The 25,267-nt window shown below is 32.5% G+C and carries 24 protein-coding genes and 1 riboswitch; of the genes, 23 read left to right on the top strand and 1 reads right to left on the bottom strand.

Annotated features, from left to right (window positions below):
- The first annotated feature begins 262 nt into the window (after positions 1–262).
- From WY13_RS09640 to WY13_RS09630, 3 genes are read left to right on the top strand one after another with little or no spacing between them, the layout of a single operon-like run.
- Positions 263–664: a prepilin peptidase gene (locus WY13_RS09640; protein WP_242866433.1), complete on the top strand. Its 402-nt coding sequence runs from the start codon at positions 263–265 to the stop codon at positions 662–664.
- Between the two features lie 43 nt (positions 665–707).
- Positions 708–1,889, top strand: coding sequence for a sensor histidine kinase (locus WY13_RS09635; RefSeq protein WP_192845015.1), 1,182 nt, complete (start codon positions 708–710; stop codon positions 1,887–1,889).
- On the top strand, positions 1,882–2,544 hold the full coding sequence (locus WY13_RS09630; RefSeq protein ID WP_242866431.1) for a response regulator: 663 nt from the start codon (positions 1,882–1,884) through the stop codon (positions 2,542–2,544). Before WY13_RS09635 ends, WY13_RS09630 begins: the two co-directional genes overlap by 8 nt.
- A gap of 113 nt (positions 2,545–2,657) precedes the next feature.
- Here WY13_RS09630 and WY13_RS09625 read toward each other — a convergent pair whose 3' ends face one another.
- Positions 2,658–3,569, bottom strand: coding sequence for a LysR family transcriptional regulator (locus WY13_RS09625; protein ID WP_063555463.1), 912 nt, complete (start codon positions 3,567–3,569; stop codon positions 2,658–2,660).
- Positions 3,570–3,856: 287 nt separating this feature from the next.
- Between WY13_RS09625 and aroD the strand changes: the two genes are divergently transcribed.
- From aroD to WY13_RS09525, 20 genes are all read left to right on the top strand, one after another.
- The gene (gene aroD, locus WY13_RS09620) at positions 3,857–4,624 is read left to right on the top strand and encodes a type I 3-dehydroquinate dehydratase (protein WP_063555462.1); all 768 of its coding nucleotides are present in this window, start codon (positions 3,857–3,859) and stop codon (positions 4,622–4,624) included.
- A gap of 53 nt (positions 4,625–4,677) precedes the next feature.
- Positions 4,678–5,553 (top strand): shikimate dehydrogenase, encoded by an 876-nt coding sequence (locus tag WY13_RS09615; RefSeq protein WP_063555461.1) that lies wholly within the window; start codon positions 4,678–4,680, stop codon positions 5,551–5,553.
- A 209-nt stretch (positions 5,554–5,762) separates the two neighbouring features.
- Positions 5,763–7,760: an FAD-dependent oxidoreductase gene (locus tag WY13_RS09610; protein WP_063555460.1), complete on the top strand. Its 1,998-nt coding sequence runs from the start codon at positions 5,763–5,765 to the stop codon at positions 7,758–7,760.
- Between the two features lie 119 nt (positions 7,761–7,879).
- A complete protein-coding gene (locus WY13_RS09605) occupies positions 7,880–8,752 on the top strand; it encodes a sugar phosphate isomerase/epimerase family protein (RefSeq protein WP_063555459.1) in 873 nt (290 codons plus the stop codon).
- Between the two features lie 115 nt (positions 8,753–8,867).
- The gene (locus WY13_RS09600; RefSeq protein ID WP_063555458.1) at positions 8,868–10,790 is read left to right on the top strand and encodes an FAD-dependent oxidoreductase; all 1,923 of its coding nucleotides are present in this window, start codon (positions 8,868–8,870) and stop codon (positions 10,788–10,790) included.
- Positions 10,791–10,828: 38 nt separating this feature from the next.
- Positions 10,829–11,698, top strand: a complete 870-nt coding sequence (locus WY13_RS09595; RefSeq protein ID WP_063555457.1) for a shikimate dehydrogenase — start codon at positions 10,829–10,831, stop codon at positions 11,696–11,698.
- 268 nt (positions 11,699–11,966) lie between these two features.
- Positions 11,967–13,166, top strand: a complete 1,200-nt coding sequence (locus WY13_RS09590; RefSeq protein ID WP_063555456.1) for an MFS transporter — start codon at positions 11,967–11,969, stop codon at positions 13,164–13,166.
- A 161-nt stretch (positions 13,167–13,327) separates the two neighbouring features.
- On the top strand, positions 13,328–14,638 hold the full coding sequence (locus WY13_RS09585) for an MFS transporter (RefSeq protein ID WP_063555455.1): 1,311 nt from the start codon (positions 13,328–13,330) through the stop codon (positions 14,636–14,638).
- Positions 14,639–14,771: 133 nt separating this feature from the next.
- Entirely contained in the window at positions 14,772–15,731 is a 960-nt protein-coding gene (locus WY13_RS09580) for an alpha/beta hydrolase (RefSeq protein WP_063555454.1), read from the top strand.
- A gap of 35 nt (positions 15,732–15,766) precedes the next feature.
- Positions 15,767–16,684, top strand: a complete 918-nt coding sequence (locus WY13_RS09575; protein WP_063555453.1) for an alpha/beta hydrolase — start codon at positions 15,767–15,769, stop codon at positions 16,682–16,684.
- Positions 16,685–16,841: 157 nt separating this feature from the next.
- Entirely contained in the window at positions 16,842–17,723 is an 882-nt protein-coding gene (locus tag WY13_RS09570; protein WP_063555452.1) for a hydrogenase small subunit, read from the top strand.
- Between the two features lie 13 nt (positions 17,724–17,736).
- Positions 17,737–19,125, top strand: a complete 1,389-nt coding sequence (locus WY13_RS09565; RefSeq protein WP_063555451.1) for a nickel-dependent hydrogenase large subunit — start codon at positions 17,737–17,739, stop codon at positions 19,123–19,125.
- Positions 19,122–19,586, top strand: a complete 465-nt coding sequence (locus WY13_RS09560; protein WP_063555450.1) for a hydrogenase maturation protease — start codon at positions 19,122–19,124, stop codon at positions 19,584–19,586. The genes WY13_RS09565 and WY13_RS09560 overlap by 4 nt, the downstream gene beginning before the upstream one ends.
- Complete coding sequence (locus WY13_RS09555; protein ID WP_242866429.1) at positions 19,587–20,000, top strand: cytochrome b5 domain-containing protein; 414 nt, start codon at positions 19,587–19,589, stop codon at positions 19,998–20,000. It begins immediately after the preceding gene.
- Positions 20,001–20,035: 35 nt separating this feature from the next.
- Positions 20,036–20,302, top strand: a complete 267-nt coding sequence (locus WY13_RS09550; protein WP_063555449.1) for a hypothetical protein — start codon at positions 20,036–20,038, stop codon at positions 20,300–20,302.
- 131 nt (positions 20,303–20,433) lie between these two features.
- The gene (locus tag WY13_RS09545; RefSeq protein WP_013239500.1) at positions 20,434–20,724 is read left to right on the top strand and encodes a DUF503 domain-containing protein; all 291 of its coding nucleotides are present in this window, start codon (positions 20,434–20,436) and stop codon (positions 20,722–20,724) included.
- 216 nt (positions 20,725–20,940) lie between these two features.
- Positions 20,941–22,446 carry a cell wall-binding repeat-containing protein gene (locus tag WY13_RS20965; protein WP_063555448.1) on the top strand — a complete coding sequence of 502 codons (1,506 nt, stop codon included), beginning with the start codon at positions 20,941–20,943 and terminating at the stop codon, positions 22,444–22,446.
- Positions 22,447–22,609: 163 nt separating this feature from the next.
- Positions 22,610–22,784, top strand: a riboswitch (cobalamin riboswitch).
- A 124-nt stretch (positions 22,785–22,908) separates the two neighbouring features.
- Entirely contained in the window at positions 22,909–23,802 is an 894-nt protein-coding gene (cbiQ, locus tag WY13_RS09535) for a cobalt ECF transporter T component CbiQ (RefSeq protein WP_242866427.1), read from the top strand.
- Between the two features lie 12 nt (positions 23,803–23,814).
- Complete coding sequence (locus WY13_RS09530; protein WP_063555447.1) at positions 23,815–24,651, top strand: energy-coupling factor ABC transporter ATP-binding protein; 837 nt, start codon at positions 23,815–23,817, stop codon at positions 24,649–24,651.
- Between the two features lie 241 nt (positions 24,652–24,892).
- On the top strand, positions 24,893–25,090 hold the full coding sequence (locus tag WY13_RS09525; protein ID WP_063555446.1) for an alpha/beta-type small acid-soluble spore protein: 198 nt from the start codon (positions 24,893–24,895) through the stop codon (positions 25,088–25,090).
- Positions 25,091–25,267: the final 177 nt, after the last annotated feature.

The following is a 25,267-nucleotide window of genomic DNA, read 5'->3' as shown; positions in this document are numbered from 1 at the left end:
CCAAGACAATGACACCCTTTCATGTGATTTTTGTTTGGTTGGATATTCAATTATAACATGAAATTAGGGGGCCATTGTTTTTTTATTTAAAAAAACTTTGTAACCCTTGATATATAAAGAATATTTTTAAAAAATAGTGTAAAAAACTTTACACTAACATAAAAAAACCGGGAGTATTTTTATACCTATTATTTGTAGTTTATGCTTTGAAGTTTCATTTTTACGATTAGGGTTTACTATTATACTCGCTAAGGCAATAGTGATGATATCAATTTTAGTTATAATTTCTTTTATTGATCTTAAGTATAGAATTATACCTGATTTTATGGTCATTATAACCTTGATTGTGGGAATAATGCTTTCTTTTTTCATTAGGGGTTTATTTATAGATACAATACTTGTAATGATATTTGGAGGAGGAATAATGCTTTTATTATCCCTTGTCCCTAATGTTATGGGTGGTGGAGATATAAAGCTTATGTTTGCTATTGGATCCTTTTTGGGATTAAAGAAAACCTTGTGGGCAATTTTTTTAGCTTTTGCCCTGTCTTCGATAGTTGGAATTATTTTAATATTATTTAAAGTAAAAGGAACTAAAGATTACATTCCCTTTGGTCCATTTTTATCACTAGGAAGTTTTATTTCACTATTAGTCTTCATGTAAATTTAATTTGGTTTGGTTGTACTTTAAATGAAGGGAGAATATGATGAATAATATAAACTTGGATATTAATGCTATTAATAAAATAATCAAAAATGTAATAGATGAGATAAGCTCAAGTAGAGGTCAAGTACTCAGTATTGTTGATTATATAAGAAAAGATCACGAAGATTTAAAGTTTAAACTAGATAAAATTAAAAAAGATATCGCTAGTGTTATAGATGAAGTTGACGAATTGGAAGAACAGGATAAGGTTGCTAGAAGAAGATTGGCTCATGTATCTGCAAACTTTAATAAATATACTGAAGATGATATTAAGGAAGCTTATGAAGCAGCATCTGATATGAGAATTAAGTTTTATACGAAAATAAATGAAGAAAAGTCATTGAGAAAGGAAAGAGATAGCCTGGAAATAACCATAAAAAAGATGATGGATAATATTGAAAATGGTGAAAGGATAATTAATCAAATAAGTATTGCTATGGGTTATTTAGAAGGAGATGTTCTTTCTGCTTTAGAAGGATCAGACAAGAACTCTGAAATGTTTATTGGTATAAAAATTTTAGAAGCTCAGGAAAGTGAAAGAAAAAGAATTGCAAGAGATATTCACGATGGACCTGCCCAACATATGGCTAATGCAGTTATGAAAGTAGATATATGTAAGATGGTTATTGAAAAAGATTTGGAAGAGGGACTTAAGGAGTTAGAAGATTTAAAGGAAAGTGTTAAGGTGGCATTAAAAGAAGTTCGAAGTATTATTTTTGATTTAAAACCTATGTCTTTAGATGATTTAGGTTTAAGCCAAACTATAGATCAGACAGCAAATGCTATTTTCAAAGAGTCAGATATTGATATAAAGATAAAAATGAAGCCAATCAAAATGGAAATAGAACCTATTATTCAAGTAGCAGTATATAGAATTGTTCAAGAAATATTTAATAATATCAGAAAACATTCTAAAGCAAAGCATGCAAATGTAAGAATGGATTTTGGTACAAAGTACTTAATGTTAATAATAAATGATGATGGTGTTGGGTTTAATGTAGAAGAGACTTTAAAGAGGGTAAAGACCAAAGGAGCTTCCTATGGACTTATTGGAATTTTAGATAGAGTAAAGCAACTTCAGGGGAAAATTGGAATCAAATCCTCTGAGAAAGTAGGCACAACTTATACGGTTAAGCTTCCTATTAATCGAGAGGTGATAAAGGTTGAAGAACAAGATGATTAGAATATTAATTGCTGATGATCATGATATAATAAGGCATGGTTTAAAAAGAATTATAAGTTTTGAAAGTGATATGGATATTGTATGTGAGGCAGAAAATGGAGAGAAGGCTTTGGAATTTTTAAAATATCATGAGCCAGATGTTGTTGTGTTGGATTGCCATATGCCTATTATGGATGGCATTCAAGTTCTTAAAAGTATAAAGAATAAGGACAATAAAATTAAGGTTATAATGTTAACTGTTGAAGATGATAGAAAGACCCTTAGTACGGCTATAAGTATTGGAACAGATGGCTATATGCTTAAGGATTCAGCTGGAACAGATATTGCAGAAGCAATTAGAAGAGTATATAAGGGTGAAAAATACATCGATAAGTCTTTGGTTTCCACACTTTTTTCTGACATAAAAATTAAGGCCAAGAAAGCATCTAATATCTTGGATAATCTCTCAAAAAGGGAAATTGAAGTGCTTAGTAAAATTTCAAAAGGATTTAGTAACAAAGAAATTGGAAAACAATTATATATTTCTGAAAAAACAGTTAAAAATTATGCTACAAACCTTTTTAAGAAGATAAATGTAGACGATAGGGTCCATGCTGCAATTGTTGCAATAGAAAATAATATTGATGAATATTATAGACGTAAATATGAAACTTAATGGTAGAGTATTCTTTAGTGGTTGAGTAATTACTTATAAAAAATAGGGACTTTGGTCTCTTGATTAAGCATTGTAACAGCATTCTTACATAAAGTAAAAGAATGCAATCTTTTTTACGATTCAGAATAAAGCTTCATGCCTTCAATGATACTTTTCTTTTTGATGTATGAAATAAAGTTATGAACAGCAGGAAGGAAAATCCTATTTTTCTTATAAGCAAGGTAAATTTTCCTAGAGTATCTGGGATTAGTAATTGTTAGTTTTTTTACTTTTGCATATTTTAATGCAGGTGCCTCTGCTATAATAGATATTCCAAAGCCGGCAGAAACTAGTGCAGTAATTGCATATTCATCTGCAGCTTCGCAAATTATTTTGGGTTTTATATTTATGCTCTTCAGTAAGTTAGAAATAAATTTTCCAAGTCCAGAATCTTTGTCATATCCTACTAAAGGATAAGATTTGATATCAACAAGATCGATATTATTAAGTTTACCAAGTGGGTGGTTTAGTGGAACTATAACAAATAGCTCTTGTTCAATAATTGGCATAAAAGTTATATTTGGCTCCTCTTCTACATAAGATGAAAAAATCAGGTCATATTTATCACTTTTTAAACCTTTAATAAGTTCACTTGTAAATCCTTGATTGAATGTAAAAGTAACATTTTTGTTATCTTCTAAATCTAAAAAGTTACGTACTGTATTTGGAATGTAATGATGTGCTAACGGAGAAATATATGCAATGTCAACATGACCTGTATCACTACTGGCTAACTGCATCATCTTTTTTTTTGCATTTTCCAATTCATCAAGTATTTTTTCTACATCTTTTAAAAATATACGACCATATTTTGTTAATATGACATTTCTACCTTGCTTTTCAAATAAACAGAGACCAAGTTCTGATTCTAAATTTGACATTGAGTTACTTAAACTTGGCTGAGAAATATTTAGTTCAGATGCTGCTTTCCTAAAGTGTTCAAGTTTTGCAACAGTTCTAAAATAATATAGTTGATTTAAATTCATATAGTAGTTCCCTCCAATATACATTAAAAATAATATACCATAATTCATAGAAAAAAACTATCAATAATCATAAAAAGATGTATTAGAATTATGAAAGAGAAAGAATTATAATATAAGCATGATATGTTAAAAAAATAACTATTATGTCGTTAAAAATAAAAGTATTTTTGCAAATTAAAAAAATTACTTTTATTGAATTATAAATTTAGTTTAAAATAAAAAAGATTGGCATTTAATTTTTTATAAGTTGCGATAACGATTACTATAAAATCGGAAGGAATGAAAATATGAAAAGTATAGTAAAAGTTAAAAATGTAAAATTAGGAGAAGGAATTCCTAAAATTGCAGTACCTTTTATGGGAAGAACTAATGAAGAGTTAGAGGATGATGTTAAATACCTAAAAACAATTAGCCTTGATCTTGTGGAATGGAGAATTGATTACTACAAGGATGTAGAAGACATGGGAAAGGTAAAAGAAATTCTAACTAAGCTTAGAGCTCAATTAGGTGACATTCCACTACTGGTAACTTTTAGAACTGCAAAAGAAGGTGGAGAAAAAGAAATTACTCCAGAATATTACGTTGAACTTAATAAGGCAATTGCGGAGACTAAAAATGCAGATTTAATTGATGTTGAATTATTTATGGGTAACAGCAAAGTAGTGAAAGAAATTGTTGATACAGCGCATGAAAATGGAGTAAAGGTAATTATGTCAAATCACGATTTTCAAAAGACTCCATCAAAACAAGAAATAGTATCTAGATTGTGTAAGATGCAGCAGCTAGGAGCAGATATACCTAAGATAGCAGTTATGCCTTCAACCCCTGATGATGTACTTGAGCTCTTAAGTGCAACTAATGAAATGAGACGTGATCATGACCAAACTCCAGTTATTACTATGTCAATGGGACCTCTTGGAGTTATAAGTCGTTTAGCTGGTGAAACTTTTGGCTCAGCACTTACTTTTGGCTCAGCTAAAGCAGCATCAGCACCAGGACAATTACAAGCAAATGAATTAGATAAATTACTTAGACTTATAACATCAACTAAATAGTAGATTATAAGTGAAAATAAAATATAAATATAATGTGAATGGGAGAAATTATTATGACGGAAAGAATTACAGGACATACAGAACTTATAGGATTGATTGCATATCCAATAAGACATTCAAGTTCACCAGCAATGCAAAATGAGGCATTTGCAAAATTAGGACTTGACTATGCTTATCTTGCATTTGAAGTTGGAAATGAAGAACTTGAAGATACTATAAAGGGTTTTAGAGCAATGAAAGTACGAGGAGCAAATGTATCAATGCCAAATAAAACAGTGGTACACAAATATCTAGATAAATTGTCAGAGGCAGCAGAACTTTGTGGGGCAGTAAATACAATTGTAAATGATAATGGTGTTTTAACTGGACATATTACAGATGGTATTGGATATATGCAATCATTAAAGGATAATGATATAGATGTAATAGGAAAGAAAATGACAATAGTAGGTGCTGGTGGAGCTGCTACAGCAATTGAAATACAAGCGGCACTAGATGGAGTAGCGGAGATATCAATATTCAATTATCAGGACAAATTTTTCGAAAGAGCAAAGAAGACAGTAAAAGATATAAATGAAAGAACTAAATGCAAAGCTATCTTATATGACTTAGCTGATCTTGATAAATTAAAGGAAGAAATAGCAGATAGCTACTTGTTTGCAAATGCAACAGGAGTAGGCATGAAACCTCTAGAAGGACAGACATATATTCCAGATAAAAGCTTTTTGAGGCCAGATTTAATTGTAACAGATACTGTTTATGCACCAAGAGAAACGGTACTTCTAAAAATGGCAAAAGAAGCGGGGTGTAAGAAGACAATGAATGGACTAGGAATGATGTTGTTCCAGGGAGCAGCAGCTTTCAAATTGTGGACAGGAAAAGATATGCCTATTGAACATATGAAGAAAGTATTAGACATTGAATATTAAAGTAGGAGTTGTATTTTTGTGAGAGGTATTGAGCTTTAAGCTCTTTACCCTTGCTATGTTGTTTTTTAAAGATAAATTTCGGAAGATTCTGTATTTTCACTGAATATGTTTTTTCGTATGAACTTGAGAGCATCAAATTTTTTGTAGCATATACTTTTATCATATTTGTTATGAGCAAGGCAGAATATATGAAAATGGAGGAATAGAAGATGACAAAATATAAAAATATTTTTAGTTCACTAAAAGTGAAAAATATGATATTAAAAAATAGAATAGTTATGCCGCCAATGGGTACAAATTATGCAGCAGAAGATGGAGAAATCAATGAGGAACATATTAAATATTATGAGCAAAGGGCTAAAGGTGGAACGGGATTAATAATTATAGAGAATGTAGCTGTTGATTTTCCACTAGGTTCAAATGGAACCACACAACTTAGAATAGATCAGGATAGTTATATGCCTGGACTCTATAAATTAACTGAAAGATTACACAGATATGGTGCAAATGCTGCAGTACAAATCAACCATTCAGGTGCATCAGCAGTTCCATCTAGAATAGGTTGTCAGCCAGTTTCTTCTTCAAATATACCCTCTAAAACTGGAGGAGCTGTTCCAAGACCACTTGAAAAAGATGAAATATTAGATATAGTTCAAAAATATGCTGATGCAGCAAAGAGAGTTCAAATAGCTGGCTTTGATGCAGTAGAAATCCATGCAGGTCACTCATATTTGATAAGTCAATTTTTATCTCCTCTCTATAATAAACGTACTGATGAATTTGGAGGGAGCGTTGAAAATAGGACAAGATTTGGAAGAATGGTAATTGATAGTGTGAGAAAAGCAGTAGGACCTAAATTCCCAATATTATTGAGATTTAGTGCAGATGAATTTTTAGAGGGTGGTAATACTCTAGAAGATACATTAGAAATATTAGAATATCTAAATGATGAAGTTGATATATTTGATGTATCTGCAGCTTTAAATGATTCAATACAATATCAGATAGATAAGGCGGATCTTAAAGATGGATGGCGTTCATATATGTCTAAAGCTGTAAGAGACAAGTTCCATAAACCAACAATAACAGTAGGAAATATAAGAGATCCAAAAGTAGCTGAAAAAATATTAGTTGATGGAGAAGCAGATTTAATAGCTATAGGTCGTGGATTAATTGCTGAGCCTAAATGGGTAGCAAAAGTTAAAAATGGACAAGAAGACATGCTCAGAAAGTGTATATCATGTAATGTTGGATGTGCAGGACATAGAATAGGTTTAAACAAACCAATAAGATGTACAGTTAACCCGGATATTATATATGAGGATGCCTATAAAAAAAGAAAAGTTACAAAACAGACTAATGTAGTTGTTATAGGTGCTGGAACTGCTGGACTTGAAGCAGCTTGCACAGCAGCAGAATTAGGATGTACCACATTTTTGTTTGAAAAGAAATCATATATAGGTGGACTTGCAAGAGAAATATCAAAATTTCCAGCTAAGTATAGAATAGCTTATTTCCCTGATTATCTAATAAAAAGAGCTGAAAACTTAAATAACCTTACAATATTTACAAATACTAAAGCCGATATTAAAAAAATAGAAAATCTTAATCCGGATTTAATAGTAAATGCAACTGGATCAAAGCCATTACTTCCTCCAATAAAGGGACTTGAAGAAAATATAGGTAAAGAAGGAGGAAAAGTAGATTCAATCTTTGGTGTATTTAATAAAATTAATGAATTTGAAAAGATGGATCTTACGGATAAAAAAGTAGTTGTTATAGGTGGTGGAGCTGTAGGTTTAGATGTTATAGAATTTTTCGCAGAAAGAAAAGCAAAGACCTCAATAGTTGAAATGCTTCCTATGCTTGGCAAAGATTTAGATATAGTAACAAAATCAGTTATGAAGGAAATGCTGGAGAAATATGATGTTGATGTAAATACAAGTACAGCTCTTGTAGAAGTAAATGCAGACAACTTCAAAGTTAAAAAAGATGAAAAAGAAGTAACAATGAATTTTGATTATGGTTTCGTATGTCTTGGAATGAAATCACAAGTTGAAGGATTAAAAGAAGTGAAAGAGTACTTTGAAGAAAAGAATGTTGAAGTAGTAAATATTGGTGATAGTGTTAGAGCAAGAAAAATAATTGATGGCGTTAGAGAAGGAAGAGACGTTATTCTCGCATTAGAAAAAATAGGTGTACTGTAATTAACTAAATATATTTAAGATACAGTAAACTAAATTTTGTTTATTGTGTTTGCTGTAAAAAATTTATGATAATTGAGCATATTTAATGACAAAATTTTTAATGGAAAGAGGAATGTATCATGACTAATGAATGTAAAAAAAATACTTGTAAACCACCGATCACAGTAAGTTCATGGACATTAGGAGATCAATGTAAATTTGAAGAAAGAGTTAAAGCTGCAAAAGAGGCAGGCTATGATGGAATAGGTCTTCGTGCCGAAACATATGTAGATGCATTAAACGAAGGTTTGTTCGATTCTGATATTTTGGGTATTCTCAAAAAATATGATATGAAGGTTACTGAAGTTGAATATATTACACTTTGGGCTGAAGATAATCGTTCTTATGAACAAAAATACAAAGAGCAAATATGTTTCCATATGTGTAAATTATTTGGCGTTCAACATATAAATATTGGTTTAATGGAGACTTATAGTGTAGAACATACTGCACAGAAGTTAAGAGAATTATGCCAAAGAGCAGGCAAATATATTATTGGTGTTGAGCCTATGCCATACAGTGGTATTCCAGATATCAAAAAAGGTTGGGAAGTAGTTAAAGGCGCTGGCTGTGATAATGCCAAACTTATCTTGGATACATGGCATTGGGTAAGAGCAAATCAAGAAAATGATATTAAATTATTAGAAGGCATTCCAGCTGAGAAGATTGTATCTATACAGATTAATGATGTTTATGAAAGGCCTTATGCAAAATCCATATTAAGAGATGAATCAATGCATGACAGACTTGCACCAGGTACTGGAATTAATGCAACAGAAGGCTTTGTTCGTATGATTAAAGAAAAAGGCATCGAGCCGGCATGTATCGGTGTTGAAGTAATAAGCGATGATATTTTATCAAAGGGTGTTGTTGATGCAGCTAAATTTACATATGACAATGCTAAAAAAGTGCTTGACAAAGCTTGGCCAGAGGTTTCTCCGAAGACAAAATAGTAAGTACAACATATTTAGGAATTTTAAAGAAAATAGGCTAGCATACTGACTAGTTATTTCTTTGAAAATGCCTTATGTGCAATCAATTTTAAAAAGTGAAAGGATGATTTATCTTATGATATTTAAATCTATGTTTACACCAATAAAAATTGGTCCTATAACAGTTCCCAATCGTTTTGTAGTTTCACCTATGGGAAATAATTTTGCAAATACTGATGGGTCTATGAGTGACAAATCTTTGGCATATTATAGTGCTCGTGCTCGCGGCGGTTTTGGATTAATTACTTTTGAGGCTACTGTTGTTGATAAGAAAGCTAAGGGGGGAATTCGTAAACCCTGCTTATATGATGATAGTACTATAGAAAGCTTTAAACGTGTTATAGATGCATGCCATGAGGCTGGTTCAAAGATATCCATTCAACTTCAACATGCTGGAGCTGAAGGAAATGCAAAAGCTGCAGGGTATCCTTTAAAAGCTGCATCTGCAATTCCAGCAGCAGTAGGTCGTGATATACCTATAGCTATGACAAACAAAGAAATTTATGAATTAATAGAGGTATATGGAGATGCAGCAGTACGTGCAAAAAAAGCAGGAGCTGATGCAGTTGAAGTACACTGTGCACATGGCTATTTGGTTAGTAGTTTTATTTCTCCAAGAACTAATAAACGTGTGGATGAATTTGGAGGATGTTTTGAAAATAGAATGAGGTTACCTCGCCTTATTATTGAAAATATACTTAAAAAAGTTGGACATTCTATGGCAATTATTTGCCGTATAAACAGCTCAGATGAAATGGATGGAGGGCTAGATGTTCACGATAGTGCAGCAGTTGCTGCTTATTTAGAGGAATGTGGTGCAGATGCTATCAATGTTTCACGTGCGGTACATCTTCATGATGAGTATATGTGGGCACCTACGCTTGTACATGGAGGATTTAATGCTGAATTAGTTACAGAAATTAAAAAAGCAGTAAATATTCCTGTTATTGCTGTAGGACGTTTTACAGAACCATATTATGCAGAATTATTAGTTCGTGAAGAAAGATGTGATTTGGTAGCATTTGGACGTCAGAGTCTAGCTGATCCAGAAACGCCTAATAAAGCTGCAGCTGGACGTTTGGATGAGTTAAGCCCATGTATTGCTTGCCTTCAAGGATGTGTTTGCAATATGTACCAGGGAAAGCCAATAACTTGTCTTGTTAATCCGCTGCTTGGAAGAGAAGCTGAACTTAAGAAAGCAGATACTAGTAAAAAAGTAGCAGTTGTCGGCGGTGGAGTTGGTGGTATGCTTGCAGCATGGATATCTGCTAAGAGAGGACATGATGTAACTCTGTTTGAAGCAACTGATACGCTTGGTGGACAAATGCGTTTAGCAGCTTATCCTCCTGGAAAAGGCGATATTACAAATTTAATACGCAGCTATATTACTAAATGTAAAAAGTACGGTGTAAAAGTTCGTTTAAATACAAAAGTAACTCCTGAACTTATAACTGAAGAGAAACCTGATGCAGTAATTCTAGCTACAGGAGCAACACCACTTATATTACCTATACCAGGAATTAATGAATCTGGATTAATTCATGCAGTTAACCTTCTTGACGGAAAAGATTCCTGTGGCAGAAATGTCCTTGTTGTAGGTGGTGGAATGGTTGGATGTGAAGTTGCTGATTTCTTAGCTGAATTAGGCCACGAAGTTACTGTTATTGAGCTTCGTGATGAAGTTGGAGCTGATGTAATTTCAGAGCACCGTAAATTTTTGATGAAAGACTTTGATAAATACAGAATAAAAACTGTTACTGGAGCTAAAGTTGCAAAGTTTTTTAAAGGTGGAGTTTCATACACACTAGCAGATAATAATGAATACAAGTTAGAAGGATTTGACTCTGTTGTTCTTGCTATGGGATCACGTAACTATGATCCATTGAGTGAAGAAGTTAAAAAAGTTGTAAAAGAAACTTATGTTGTTGGTGATGCAACAAGAGCACGTAGAGCAATAGATGCAACAAGAGAAGCATTAGATGCAGCACTTAAAATATGATAATAAAATGTTGAAGCAGTTTTAGGAGGCTTATACTTATGGAAAAAAGAATTTCGGGAACAACATCATTATATAGCTTAATAGGTACACCAGTAGGGCATTCAGGATCTCCTGCTATGTATAACTATAGTTTTGAAAAGTTGGGAATAGATTCTGCCTATTTAGCTTTTGATATTTCTCTAGAAAAAGTTCCTGATGCTATTTCAGCTATTAGAACATTAAATATAAAAGGATCAAATGTTACAATGCCATGTAAAAATGAAGTAGTTAAATATATGGATGAATTATCTCCTGCCGCTCGTATAGTTGGAGCAGTAAATACTATAATTAACGATAATGGAACGTTAACCGGCCATATCACAGATGGCGTTGGACTTGTTCGAAGTTTAAAAGAACAAGATGTAGATGTAAAAGATAAAAGTATAACTATTATAGGTGCAGGTGGTGCTGCAACAGCTATTCAAGTACAGTGTGCATTAGATGGAGCTAGGAGAATTTCAATATTTAATATAAAGGATACTTTTTATACAAGAGCTGAAAAAACTATTGAGAAGATAAAAAAAGAAGTGCCAGAATGTATCGTAGAGGTATTTGATTTATCAGATAGACAAAAACTTAGAGAAAAGATTGCATCGTCAGATATTTTGGTAAATGCAACAAAAGTAGGAATGCATCCATATGAAGATGAGTCTCCAATAAAGGATACTAAAATTTTTAGAAAAGATTTAGTTGTATCAGATACAGTATATAATCCGAGGAAAACCAAGTTTTTAAAAGATGCTGAAGCTGCTGGTTGTAAGATAATAGATGGTACAAAAATGTTGTTATGGCAAGGAGCAGAATCTTTTAAATTATATACTGGACTAGAAATGCCAGCTAAAGAAGTTGAAGAATTATACTTTAAATAGTTTTTTAGGGTATGCACTTAAATTTACTTGTAAAGAGTTTAAATTTACTTGTAAAGAGTTTAAATTGGGTTGGATCTTGTGTCCAACCCAACTATTGGAGATAAAAAGTTAATAAATTAACAAAAAAAGGTTATTAAATTAACAATAAGTTAAAAACTACATATGGAATAAGTTTATCCGATGCCAAGAACTCTGTTTATATATATTGGATAAATGAATACATTGAAATAAAATAACATTTTCCTCGGAGAATGAAAGGAGAAAAGAAATGAATAATAGAAAATATTATCCCACGGCTTTAGCATTATATTTAGCCTATTTTATACATGGTATTGGAGTATCAATTTTAGGACAGTACAAGCAAAACTTTGCGGGTGTATGGGGTGCGAAAACATTAGCTAATGGTACTTTTGATGTAAGCGTAGTACTTGCTGTTATTGCAGCACTTGGATTAGGACGTCTTATTGGATATCCTTTTGCTGGACCTGTTTCGGACAAACTTGGAAGAAGAGTCTCTGGGTTAATCGGTATAGTTTTTTATATCCTATATTTTGTAGGTATTATAATAGCACCGAATATGTATGTTGCATATATATTTGCACTAATTGGTGGTGCAGCTAACTCATTTTTAGATACATGTATCACTCCATCATGCTTGGAGATTTTTGTGAATTCAGGTGATGCTGCGAACATGTTTACAAAGTTTTCTATATCATTAGGACAACTTTTGCTTCCATTTGGGATAGGTTTTGTTTCAGCAAGCCATATGTCGTATAAAACAATCTTTATTGTAACGGCTATTTTACTTGTTATAGATGGTATTTTGATTGCAACTATGCCTTTCCCACCAATGAATAATAATGCCAATGGTAAACCTAAAGAAGAAAAGATGAAATTTGCAGTGACTAGTATTGCATTAATTTGTATAGGTTTTACATGCACCTCTACATTCCAGTTATGGTTAAATTGCAACCAAGAATTAGGAAAGTTATATGGACTTGCTAGCCCAGGACAAATTCAATCATACTATGCAGTAGGATCAATGCTTGCTGTATTAATAACAGCAGCTCTTGTTAAAGGATTTCTTAAACCAGTGAGAGTACTTGTTCTATATCCTTTACTTTCTACAATTATGCTTATAATTATATATTTTATACAGACACCAACTATTTGTTTAATAGGTGGATTTGTAATTGGATTTACAGCAGCAGGTGGAGTGCTTCAGTTGGTTACATCTACAGCAAATGCAATGTTCCCAGCAAATAAAGGTAAGATTACTTCTATAGTTATGATTGCATCTAGTGTAGCAAACTATGTTATTTTAAATATTGCAAGTGTTATAACAAAATCAGGTGGTGCAAATGGGCCAAGATATGTTGTATTATTCAACGCTGTAATCACTATTATAGGAGTTTTACTAGCTCTATACGTAAACAGACAATATGCAAAACATGCAATAGAACAATAGGAATAGAAGTTTAATAAATAAATTTAATTGCAGGTATTATAATATCTGCAATTAAATTATGTTTATTTTATAAAAAAAATTGTTTGAAAATTTTTGAAATTTTAATTGTGAAAGTTAAAATTAACTCAAACAAATTTAATGAAGGATGGAGGAATATATTAATGGAAACTTCAACAAAAAAAATACCTGGAGCGAGATGGCTGTATATTATGCCAGTATGTTTTATTACAACCTTTTTCTATTTTATAGACCGCAATATCATAGGCATAGCGCTGCCAGGAGGTCTTCAGAAGGGGCTTGCATTAAATTCAACAATGGCAGGTTTAGTAGCAGGAGTCTTTTCAATCGGCATATTGTTTCTTTCTGTACCAGCGGGGCAAATGGCTCAAAAAGGAAAAGTTAAAAAATTTGTTTCATTTTGTATTATTGGATGGAGCATATTTACTATACTTACTGCATTCGTTCAAAATGGGTGGCAGTTAGTGGTAGTTAGGTTTATTATTGGATTTTTTGAAGGTGCATTTTCTCCTGCAATTACTACTATATTCACATTTTGGTTTCCAGATAAACATGGGGAACGAAATAAAGCAAATTCAACCTATTTTACAGCTATTTCAATAGCAGCAGTTTCTATGGGACCTATTGGAGGAACTCTCATACAATTTTATGGATGGAGAAATTTATTTATCATACTTGGTGTATTAAGTTTAGTAGGGTTTGTTCTATGGCACTTCTGTATATTTGATAGACCTGAACAGGCAAAATGGCTGAGTAAAGAAGAAAGAGAGTATATAGAAACAACTATACAGCAAGAACGTGAAGAGGCAAAAAAAGTAGCAGGAAATGTTGAAGTAAAAGGTGAAAAGTTGCCTTTAGGGCTTCTACTGCGGAACAAATATGTATGGTGCTTATGTATAGTAGGTTTTACTGTAAATATTGGTCAGTTTGGATATACAATTTGGATGCCTACTATGATTAAAACTATTACAAAAACTAATATTTTAAATGTAGGACTTATATCCGTAGTGCCAAATATATTTACGGTAATTGGACTTTGGTTGTGGACTTATCTTGCAACTAAGATAAAGAGCAGGAGACTTACTACAGGTTTACCACTTATTATGTTTGCTGCATCTTTGTTGATAGCGAGTTCCCCATTAGCAGTAAGTCCGGTAATTAAAATTGGATTATTATGTCTTGTTAGTATATTTGTACAAGGACATATGCCAAGTTACTATTCAATACCATCTCTTGTATTGGTAAAAGAGCTTGATGGCCCAACAAGAGGTTTGATGGCTGCGGCTATGGGATTAGGATCATTTGTTGGACCATATGCAGTAGGTTATTTAATTACATTAACTGGATCATCAAGTGTTGGAATGTACTTTTTAACAGCTATGCTTGTAATAGGAGGTTTGTCTACCTTAATACTACCGAAAAATATGGTAGCAGGTTCTTCAGAATCTAAATAAATATAAAGTTTAATGATAACGTTTGTAATCTATTATAAAACTTTAATTATTAAACGGTGATTATATTCTGTAATATTTATTTGCTGTGATAAGTATACAATAAAAATATTACTACAATTAGGAGGAGATTATTATGTTGACAAATAATGATGGAATTGGTGTGGAAGTATCAAATGAGGCATTAATAATGTTGGATGTAGAAAAGGTTTTTAAAAAAACTTACTTAGATGTTTCATATGCCAATGAAAGTAAACATCAAAAAATGGATATTATTATTCCAAATGAAGGAGAAGGACCATTTCCAGTAGTTATTAATATTCATGGAGGTGCATGGTTCTTTGGAGATAAGAGAAATGTGCATACAAGGTCAGCAATTCAGTTAGCTTTTGAAGGATATGCTGTTGCAACTATCAATTATAGACTAAGTGGCGATGCAAAGTGGCCTTCACAAATATATGATTGTAAGGCAGCTGTAAGGTTTTTAAGAGCGAATGCAGCTAAGTATAATATAAAAACAGATAAAATTGCAGTGTTAGGCAGTTCAGCAGGAGGACATCTTGCTGCTATGCTGGGGGTCACAAACGGACGCCCTGAGTATGAAGATTTATCAATGGGTAATTCAGAATATTCTAGCGATGTACAAGCTGTAGCAACGTGGTTTGGAGTTTTTGATTTTATTAATACAGAGAATCATAAGAGACAGCTTGTTAGAGAAGGAGAAACTTACAAGTATCAAGATGATGGTGTTGCAGATGGTCTAATGGGATGCAGCATGGAAGAAAACAAAGATAAATATATTTCAGCATCTCCAATTTATCAGATGAGAAAGAATATGCCTCCAATGTTAATTCAACAGGGTACATCTGATAAAGTAGTACCATATCTTCAAGCAATAGAATTCTTTAATAAGTATATAAAGATTTGTGGAGATGAAAATGTCCATATTGATTTGCTTGAGGGGGCTGGCCATGGTGATGATGCCTTTAGAACTGATGAAAATATATACAAAGTTCTCAGGTTTATGGATAAATATATTATGGAAGTTAAAGATAGGACATACGCCCCAATTCCTAAGATACCAATAATTAAATAAATATTAGAAAGTTATTATTTAAGGAGTGACATATAATGAAAATAAAATTGCATCCTGGATATGAGGTGTTGGAAAATCTTCCAACTGATGTAAAAGAAGCAAACAAGTTGATTGAGCCATTTAGGCATTGCGATATACCGGATGATATTGAGATATATGATTCAAAAGTTCCTGGCATAGATGGTGAACCTGATGTATCAATAAGAATTTATAGAAAAAAGGGCAGTTCTAAGGCTCCATTGATTTTAGGCATACATGGAGGAGGATTTGTAGCTGGAAATATTGACAATGACAATGTGCGTGATATAAGTTTTGTAAAAAATGTTCCATGCACTGTTATTTCTGTAGATTATAGATTGGCGCCTAAACATCCTTATCCTGCACAACTCAAGGACTGTTTTGCTGCATTAACTTATGCACATGACCATCCAGATGAATTTGGTATAGATCCTGAAAGAATTGCAGTATTTGGAACAAGTGCAGGTGGTGCAATTGCAGCAGGATTATGCTTGTATTTGCGTGATCATAATGGCCCTAAAGTTTGTATGCAAATTTTAAACTTTGCTACTCTTGATTATTTAGCAAATACAACATCAGCTACACAGATGTTTGATGATGTACCTATGGTTAAAGGTAATGGTTTATCTAGTGTATGGAAATTATATCTTGGTGATCATGGATTTAATGGAACTCAACCTCCATATTATGCAGTTCCTGCTTTAGCAAGAGATTTATCTGGTTTGCCAGCTGCATTTGTTGTTACGCTGGAATATGACCCACTTCGCGATGAAGGAATAGATTATGCTAGAAGATTGATGGAATTTGCAGTACCTACAGAATTGTATAGCTTGCCTCGTGTTTGTCATGGTTTTGATATGGTACCTGCTAATTTGACATTATGGATAAGGGAGGGGATGTATAATTCCCTTAGACGTGAATTTAATATGCTATAAGTATAAAAACTTAAGAATACATTAGAATGATTTAAAAAATAAATCTACTTTATAAAATAGAGTGGGTTTATTTTTTTATGTATAAAATATAGGTCATATTAATTGCTTTTTAATTATATAAATAATATAGAAAATTAAAAGGCAGTGTGATAGGTAAATGAATGCTCGAAACAAGGGTATATGTCCTTTAATCATAGATAAGGAACGTAGTTCAAAGGCTTTTACTAGTGAAGCTATAGATTTAATTAAAAGGGGGAAGACGAAAAAATTAAATGCTATATGGCTTGAAGTAACAGGATGTTCAGGAAATATCATTTCTTTTTTAAATAGTGAAAATCCTGGACTCGATTATATTCTAGAAAAACTCATTAATTTAAAATACAACAATACTCTAATGACGTCAGAAGGGGAGTATGCTTTTAAAGAATTCTTAGATACATTGAATACTGAATTTATACTATTAGTAGATGGAGCAGTATCTACTGCTCAAAATGGTTTTTATAATATTGTTGCCAATTATGAAGGAAAACTTGTTACTGCACTTGAAGCCGTAAAAATGGCAGGAGAAAAAGCAAAGTATGTTATCTGTGTAGGAACTTGTGCATCCTATGGTGGAATTTCTGCCGCTAGGCCAAACCCTTCAGAAAGCAAAAGTGTTAAAGAAATACTAAATCGTGAAGTCATAAGACTTCCAGGCTGCCCATGCCATCCGGATTGGGTAGTTGGAACTTTAGCACATTTAGTTGCTTTTGGCAAACCACAATTGGATGAAGAGGGAAGACCTCTTCTTTTTTATGGAATTACTATTCATGATAGGTGTACAAGAAGGGGATTTTTTGATAACAGAATTTTTGCAAAGAAATTTGGAGAAGACGGATGCATGTTTAAACTTGGATGTAGGGGGCCTGTAACTAAAACAGATTGTCCTAGGAGAAAATGGAATGGATATGTGAACTGGCCTGTTGAAGACAATACCAACTGTATAGGATGTGCAAATTCTAGATTCCCAGATGGTATGGAACCATTTGTAAGGTATTAGTAAGGAGGGTGCTGTGAAAAAGAAAATTACCATTGATCCAATTACGAGAATAAGCGGTTTTTTGGAAACTAAAGTGCAAGTAGAAAAAAATATTATAGTAGATGCTGAAACTAGTGGATTGCTTTTTAGAGGATTCGAAAAAATGTTAAAGAACAGACAGCCGCTGGATGCAGTATATTTTACAGAAAGAATTTGTGGAATATGTTCAACAGCTCATGCCACCGCAGCTGCTGCAGCTCTTGAAGATGCTTTGAAGATAAAAATTAGTTTAAATGATTCGTATATGCGTAATTTAATACATGGTTTTGAATTTATACAAAATCATATAAGACATTTTTATAATTTGACCATACCAAGTTATGTGAAGATGCCCGATGTAAATCCTCTTTCTTCAGATCAATATGAAGATTATAGATTGCCTTATAACTTAAATAAAAAGATAAGTGAAGATTATATTGAAAGTATTAAATACAGTAGGTTAGCCCATGAAGGATTGGCTACCCTTGGAGGAAAAGCTCCTCATAATCACGGAATTTTTGTTGGAGGGGTTACCATAAATATAGATTCATATAAACTCACAAAGGTTAAATCCATTATTTCTCAAATTAATAAATTTGTAAGCAGTGTTATGTTGGAGGACGTGAACATAATTTCAAAATACTATGCTGATTATTTTAAAATGGGAGGAGCTTATGGAAACTTTATGACTTATGGAATTTTTGACAAGTATGCTGATCCTGAGATAAGTTATGTAGGACCTTCTGTCTTAATAAATGGACAAAAGTATAACTTCAATAGTAATAAAATCACAGAAAATATACTTCACACATGGTATATGAATGATGCTGATGAAACAATAAATTTATCTAAAGAAACAGGTTACAGCTTTATAAAATCGCCAACTTATGATGGTCATCCCATGGAAGTAGGACCTCTGGCAAGATTAATACTTTCAGGTGAGTATACTGGTGGAAGTTCCTGTATGGACAGAAATGTTGCCAGAGTACTTGAAACAAAAAAGATTTTAGAAATTATGCAAGGACTTGCAGATAGAATTAAGCTTATTTCAGCAGAGCAAAGAGTATATGAAATCCCAAATAAAGCATTTGGTGCAGGATTAATTGACACTACTAGAGGATCACTAGGCCACTGGATAAGTATAGAAGATAAATTTATAAAGCATTACAATATCATAACTCCTACAGTGTGGAATATGGGGCCAAGGAATCAATCAGGCGCACTTGGAATTGGAGAAAAATCTTTAGTTGGAACGAAAATAAAAAATATAAAGCAGCCTATAGAAGTTGGAAGAATTATGAGATCTTTTGATCCTTGTGTTTCCTGTGCAACTCATTTGATAAGTGATAAATATGAACCAGTAGATGTACAGGTTATAGTATGAAAGCAAAAGTTATTGCTCTAGGGAATATATTAATGGAAGACGATGGTATTGGGATTAGAGTACTGGAAAATATAAGAGATGAACTTGCACATAACCATATTGAATCTATAATTGGAGAAACAGATGTTGAATATTGCATTTCCCAAGTAAAAGATGATGATTTTATATTTATAATAGATGCTTCTTATAATGGAAAAGTTCCAGGTACGATAACAGTTGTTAATTTAGAAGATTATAAGTATAAAAAGAAATATTATACCCAGCACAGTTGTAACTTCATAGACATTATAGGAGCTTACTACAAATCATTAACTGGATTTATTATTGAAATTGAAGCAGCTAGTATAAGTTTTAAATTTGGACTTAGCAATAATTTACAGAATAAACTTAAGGCTATTTCAAAAGATGTATTGAAAAATATTTTTCTGAGATTGAATGATAGAGCAGGGGAGGAAAAATAGTTGGATTTTTATTTAATGAAAAAGCTAAAGATAATTAGGCGAAAAGTTACTTTTTATAAAAGAAACAGTACGTTTGCTGTATGTCCTTTTATAAAAATCCATTATAGACATCTCATGAATATTCAAATAGAGAAATTAGAAAAACTAATGAATGCAATGAACAAAGATATAGTAAGACAAGAAAAACAATTTACTTTGGAAGAACTATCGAAATACAATGGTGCTGGTGGTTCTCCGGCGTATGTTGCTGTAAATGGAATAGTGTATGATGTGAGTTTGTCTCCGGTATGGGGTGGAGGGACGCATTTCGGACTGTATGCTGGAAAAGACTTAACTTTACAATTTAAGGCATGTCACGGTGGAGAAACAAAAATATTGAATGGACTACCTAAAGTTGGAGAGTTAAGAATCTAATAACAAATTAGTTTTGGAAAAGGGGTAAATAGTAAATGCATGACATGATTTTATTGAGTAAAATATCCAGAGCTTTAAGTGAATGCTGCAGTTTAAATAGGATTTTAAAGATAAGTAAGGTAGTTATAGCTGTAAATAGTTGCAGCCATGTTAATACATCTAATCTTTATGATTATTTAAGAAACTATAATGAAGATATAACTGATGAATTAACAGAAGTTAAAATTAAAATTGAAAATTTACCTGATCAAATGGCAATAATTAAAAATATAGAAGGTTACCAATATGAAGATGAAAAGTAGAAATGATATTATGGATTTGAACGGCATAATTGAAAAGGTTATTTGTGCTACTGTAAAACTATTTCTATAATCAAAAGTTGACAGGAAAACAGAAAGCAAATTATACTTATAATGAAAAGATGGTGAAACATATGAAAATATTGCTTATGAAAATTACCTTGAGAGCGTCCTGGGTTCATTCATTAAAAGAAAAAAGAATGGTAGTAAAAAGCATAGTTCAAAAGTTAAAAAATAAGTTTAACGTATCTGTGGCAGAAGTTGATGAGCAGGATGTTCATCAAATGATAGTTATAGGAGCTGCAGGAATATGTGGAACTTCTGCACAAGTAGATTCAACAATGGAAAATATCATAACTTTTGTAGAAAACAATACTGACGCGGAAATAATAGATATTCAAAAAGAAGATGTTGAAGGTATGTAAAGCAGTGTCTAAATAAAAAAGTTACAACTATTTTACAATTATGATAACTTTAAGATACAGCTATCGGATAAAATGGTTGTGTTAAAGAAGTATTTACTAACGTAACTTTTGCAGTTTAAAAATAATGCGAAGCAAAGCTTTTGAAAATAACAAAGTTCAAATAACAAAGAACAGATAAAGATGATTTCCATTACTTAAATAATAAGGGGTGTACATATGAGAAAAAAATTGATTAGTTTACTTTCTGTTTTTATGTTCGTATTTATATTTTTTGGAGTGAAAGCTAGTGCTGCTTCCCCAGAATCTATAAGATTAGGTGGACAAGATAGATATGGAACCTGTTCACAAATAGTAAATCAGGGTTGGAAGAATTCCAACTATGCAGTTATTGTGAATGGATATAACTTTCCAGATGCCTTAAGTGCGTCAACCTTAGCTAAAAAATATAACGCACCAATACTTTTAAATGGCAGTGATAAATTAGAGAATACTACAATTGAGCAAATAAAGAGATTAAATGTTAAACAAGTTTTCATTGTAGGGGGTACTGGAGTTATAAGCAATGAAGTTGATGATGAACTTCATGGGATGAATATATCAACTGAAAGATTTTCTGGACTTAACAGAACTGAGACCTCTGTATCAGTGGCAAATCAAATAGGGACATCCAATGGAATAATCTTAACTACAGATAGTGATTATACTGATGCACTTTCTATAGCTTCTATAGCTGCAAAATTGCAAATGCCAATTATATTAGTACCAAAGGATTCAGTCCCAGATTCAGTAAGTCAATTGGTAGAAAATAAAAATATACCGGTAACTTATGTATTGGGTGGACAAGACATAATAAGTGATGCTGTGTCATCTAAGTTTCCAAATGTTAAGAGGATTTCTGGCAGCGATAAATATGAAAGAAATATAAATATAATAAATGCTTTTTCTGATAAATTTGATTTTAGTTCGATTTGTCTGGCTTATTCAGAAGACTTTGCAGATGCTTTAAGCGGATCAGCTTTTGCTGCATTAAATTCAAATCCAATAGTTTTGGTAGGAAGCAGTACAGCTCCTGTAACACAATGTTTTATAGAAAATAAAAGCTTTAGTAAGTTATATGTATTTGGCGGTGAAGCTGGGATAACTGGAGACATAGTGGCAACTTTGACAAATGATAAAACAGGAGACAAGCCTCAACCATCACCTGAGCCACAGCCGCAGCCAGCACCAGTTGACCCATCACCTGAGCCAACTACACCAACAGATACTTCTGCTTCCCATTCTGAGTTGCAGAAAAATCTTTATAATTATCTTAGTGATGAAGATCATAGACAATCAGTTTTAAATAGAGCTATTGAGCTTCACGGTGGTGACACAAGCAATAACTGTGTATATTTTCAAAGTGAAGCTTTGAGAAGATCAGGACTTACTGATTTGCCAGAGTGGGTATGTAATACTGTACAATTTACATCACAACTTTTACAAAGAGGGTGGACTAAGTGTGAGGATTTAGCAAAACTTCGACCTGGTGATATATGCTTTACAACGAATGGTCCAAGCCATACCTATACTTTCATGAAGTGGTGTGACCCAAAAAGTTATGATTATGCTTATATATGTGATAATCAATCTAATGAATACGGAGGAAATGTTTATCATAAGAGAAATGTGGATTTTGCTACGGTATTAAAAGATGCTATTGCCTATTTTATGTATGAAAACTAGATTCATAGTGTTTCTAAGTAAAAAATCGACTTATACTTCGGATAGTTTTTTCAAATTACGAATTGCAACTCATTAAGTCGCATGCTTGACATGAAAGAAATATTGTGAGAAAATTGCCTTAAATAGTTATATATTATAATTAGAAAAGCAACTATTGACAAAAGAATATAAAAAAGATATAGGTGCATTATTATGCTGAAAAGGGAAGCCAGATGGAAAGTCTGCACGGTCCCGCCGCTGTGAAAAGAGGAGTCCTTATTATATGTCACTGGGAAACTGGGAAGGCTATAGGGATGATGATCTTAAGTCAGAAGACCTGCCTATGTTGTTTTAGGAACCATTAAACTCTACGAGTGATAGGGAGGTGACCTTTGTTATAGTATATTATTTCAGTTGTTATAATTTACCCTTCCTAGGTTTTTCTAGGAAGGGTAAAATCGTTTACGAAAAGATTATTAAAAATTGGGCGTTCTGCAAGGTGATGAAGAAGTGGGTGCTTTTTCTGCAGGATTGATAGCTGGACATTACTGGGAAAAGATGTTCAGCAAATTAAAATCAAAGGGGAAGAATAAAATTATGGAACTAGCTTCATTTAGAAAAATGTATGATAAAAATAGTTTTTTACATTGTTTAGATGGGAGAGTCAAAACGGTTTTGTTTTTAAGTGGCATTATTATTACTACTTTCCTTTCGCATTGGTACTTGGTAACTTTTTTATGGGTACTATCCTTATTTGGGTATTACACATTACATTTGCCATGGAAAAGGCTTGTAAAAAGATTACTTATACCTTTTGGAATAGCCTGGATTGTATTTATAAGTATGCTTTTTACTAATGGTAGTCATGTTTTAACCTATATCCCATTTGGAAGTTATCATTTAAATATTTATAAAGAAGGACTTGACCTTGGAATTTTACTTATGCTTAGAATAATGGCAGCTGTTAGTTTAGCTTGTGTGCTATCTTTTTGTACGCCTATGATTGAAATACTTGAAACCCTTAGAATATTTAAAATGCCATCTATAATAGTAGACTTGGCAGATATGATGTATAGGTATATATTTATTATTGAAGAGACGGGAAAAAGTATGAGACACGCTCAGTTGAGTCGTATGGGATATGAGTCTAGTTGGTTTCATCAGATTAAAGATACTGCGGAAATAGCAGTCTATGTTATAATACAATCTTTAGATCGAAGTATAAGAGTTTATAATGCTATGCTGTCAAGAGGATATAATGAAGATAGTATAGAAGCAAAATTTTTTACATATCCAGTACCTTCTAAGGATTTCGGACTCGGCGTAGTAGGTGTGATTTTATTGGTTGTTCTAATTATTGCAAATGTATTGATTTAAAGGAGAATGTTTATGGAAATTATTGATGTGTCTCAAGTTAGTTATGCTTATGGTGATGGGAGTATGGCACTTAAAGATATTAATATGAAAATAGAAAGTGGGGAGAAAGTAGCAATACTTGGTCCAAATGGTGCGGGAAAGTCTACGCTTTTTCACCTATTTAATGGAATTTTAAAACCTACATCTGGAATTATCACTGTAAATGGTATGGAAGTATGTAAAAAAAACTTAGTAGAGATTAGGCGCAGTGTGGGAATGGTATTTCAGGATTCTGATGACCAGCTTTTTAACCCTACAGTCAGGCAGGAAATTGCCTATGGACTTTTAAACATGGGGGTTAATGGAAAAAAGTTAGAGGATACTATAGAGTGGGCTTTAAAAATAGTGGGAATGTCAGGATATGAAGATAAAAGCCCTCACAATTTAAGTGGTGGACAAAAAAAGAGAATTGCACTTGCAAGTGTACTTGCTATGAAACCAAAAGTTATGGTATTGGATGAGCCAACCGCAGCACTTGATCCACGAGGAGTGCACAAATTAATTAGACTTTTGGTTTCTATAAATAAGGAACTTGGAATTACTCTAATTTTTGCAACACATGATGTGGATACAGTTCCACTTCTTGCGGATAAAGTTTATCTTCTAGATAAAGGAAAGGTTGTAATGGGAGGAACTACTGAAGAAGTATTTAATCAGAAGGAAGTTATTCGTAAGATTAATTTAAGACTTCCTAGAGTAGCACATTTAATTGAGATTTTAGATAGAGATGGAATTTTAAATGCTGATGGTTTACCGCTTACGATTGGACAAGCGAAGGATTTTTTAGAAAAAAATAAGTCTCAAGTATAATTCTAATTGTAAAAATATTTTTGCGGACAACCTAAGAGAAAAGATTGTCCGTATTTTTTGTGCTTTTTAAATTTTAGGAATACTTTTAGAAAATTTATGAGAAAATATAAAGCAACTCAAAATTTAACTTTTTTGCTATTAATTCAATAGAGTATTAATTTTAAAATTACACAAAATTTAAATACACAACTAATAAGTACTTCAATAAAAATCTATCAAAATCCTAAAGGGGGAATTAATTATGGCAAGTAGAAGTAATAGATCATTAGTTCCAGAAGCAAAAGAAGGTCTGGATAGATTTAAAATGGAAGCAGCTAGGGAAGTTGGAGTAGATTTAAAAGATGGATATAATGGTGATATTACAGCAAGGGAAGCTGGATCAGTAGGAGGACAGATGGTAAAAAGGATGATAGAATCCTACGAACAGAATTTAAAGTAGAATAAATATTAAAAAATAGACCGGGCGATTGAAAAATCTCCCGGTTAATTTTGTCAAGAAAACCACCGGTAATGCCGGTGGATAAAAGGGCTTAAGCTCTGAACAATAAAAACCCCCTATGATATAATTTGAACGACTGACAATCGCAAAAATTAAAATATCATAGGGAGGTGTCGT

The organism is Clostridium ljungdahlii (assembly GCF_001636845.1).
In the GTDB taxonomy this organism is placed as follows: domain Bacteria; phylum Bacillota; class Clostridia; order Clostridiales; family Clostridiaceae; genus Clostridium_B; species Clostridium_B ljungdahlii_A.
Note: the sequence above shows the minus strand (reverse complement) of the source record. Positions and strands in the feature narration are given on the sequence as shown.

Bases quoted from the DNA above. Each gene is read 5' to 3' on its own strand.
- WY13_RS09640 (WP_242866433.1), top strand. From the start codon at position 263: ATGATATCAATTTTAGTTATAATTTCTTTTATTGATCTTAAGTATAGA.
- WY13_RS09635 (WP_192845015.1), top strand. From the start codon at position 708: ATGAATAATATAAACTTGGATATTAATGCTATTAATAAAATAATCAAA.
- WY13_RS09630 (WP_242866431.1), top strand. From the start codon at position 1,882: ATGATTAGAATATTAATTGCTGATGATCATGATATAATAAGGCATGGT.
- WY13_RS09625 (WP_063555463.1), bottom strand. From the start codon at position 3,569: ATGAATTTAAATCAACTATATTATTTTAGAACTGTTGCAAAACTTGAA.
- aroD (WP_063555462.1), top strand. From the start codon at position 3,857: ATGAAAAGTATAGTAAAAGTTAAAAATGTAAAATTAGGAGAAGGAATT.
- WY13_RS09615 (WP_063555461.1), top strand. From the start codon at position 4,678: ATGACGGAAAGAATTACAGGACATACAGAACTTATAGGATTGATTGCA.
- WY13_RS09610 (WP_063555460.1), top strand. From the start codon at position 5,763: ATGACAAAATATAAAAATATTTTTAGTTCACTAAAAGTGAAAAATATG.
- WY13_RS09605 (WP_063555459.1), top strand. From the start codon at position 7,880: ATGACTAATGAATGTAAAAAAAATACTTGTAAACCACCGATCACAGTA.
- WY13_RS09600 (WP_063555458.1), top strand. From the start codon at position 8,868: ATGATATTTAAATCTATGTTTACACCAATAAAAATTGGTCCTATAACA.
- WY13_RS09595 (WP_063555457.1), top strand. From the start codon at position 10,829: ATGGAAAAAAGAATTTCGGGAACAACATCATTATATAGCTTAATAGGT.
- WY13_RS09590 (WP_063555456.1), top strand. From the start codon at position 11,967: ATGAATAATAGAAAATATTATCCCACGGCTTTAGCATTATATTTAGCC.
- WY13_RS09585 (WP_063555455.1), top strand. From the start codon at position 13,328: ATGGAAACTTCAACAAAAAAAATACCTGGAGCGAGATGGCTGTATATT.
- WY13_RS09580 (WP_063555454.1), top strand. From the start codon at position 14,772: ATGTTGACAAATAATGATGGAATTGGTGTGGAAGTATCAAATGAGGCA.
- WY13_RS09575 (WP_063555453.1), top strand. From the start codon at position 15,767: ATGAAAATAAAATTGCATCCTGGATATGAGGTGTTGGAAAATCTTCCA.
- WY13_RS09570 (WP_063555452.1), top strand. From the start codon at position 16,842: ATGAATGCTCGAAACAAGGGTATATGTCCTTTAATCATAGATAAGGAA.
- WY13_RS09560 (WP_063555450.1), top strand. From the start codon at position 19,122: ATGAAAGCAAAAGTTATTGCTCTAGGGAATATATTAATGGAAGACGAT.
- WY13_RS09550 (WP_063555449.1), top strand. From the start codon at position 20,036: ATGCATGACATGATTTTATTGAGTAAAATATCCAGAGCTTTAAGTGAA.
- WY13_RS09545 (WP_013239500.1), top strand. From the start codon at position 20,434: ATGAAAATATTGCTTATGAAAATTACCTTGAGAGCGTCCTGGGTTCAT.
- WY13_RS20965 (WP_063555448.1), top strand. From the start codon at position 20,941: ATGAGAAAAAAATTGATTAGTTTACTTTCTGTTTTTATGTTCGTATTT.
- WY13_RS09530 (WP_063555447.1), top strand. From the start codon at position 23,815: ATGGAAATTATTGATGTGTCTCAAGTTAGTTATGCTTATGGTGATGGG.
- WY13_RS09525 (WP_063555446.1), top strand. From the start codon at position 24,893: ATGGCAAGTAGAAGTAATAGATCATTAGTTCCAGAAGCAAAAGAAGGT.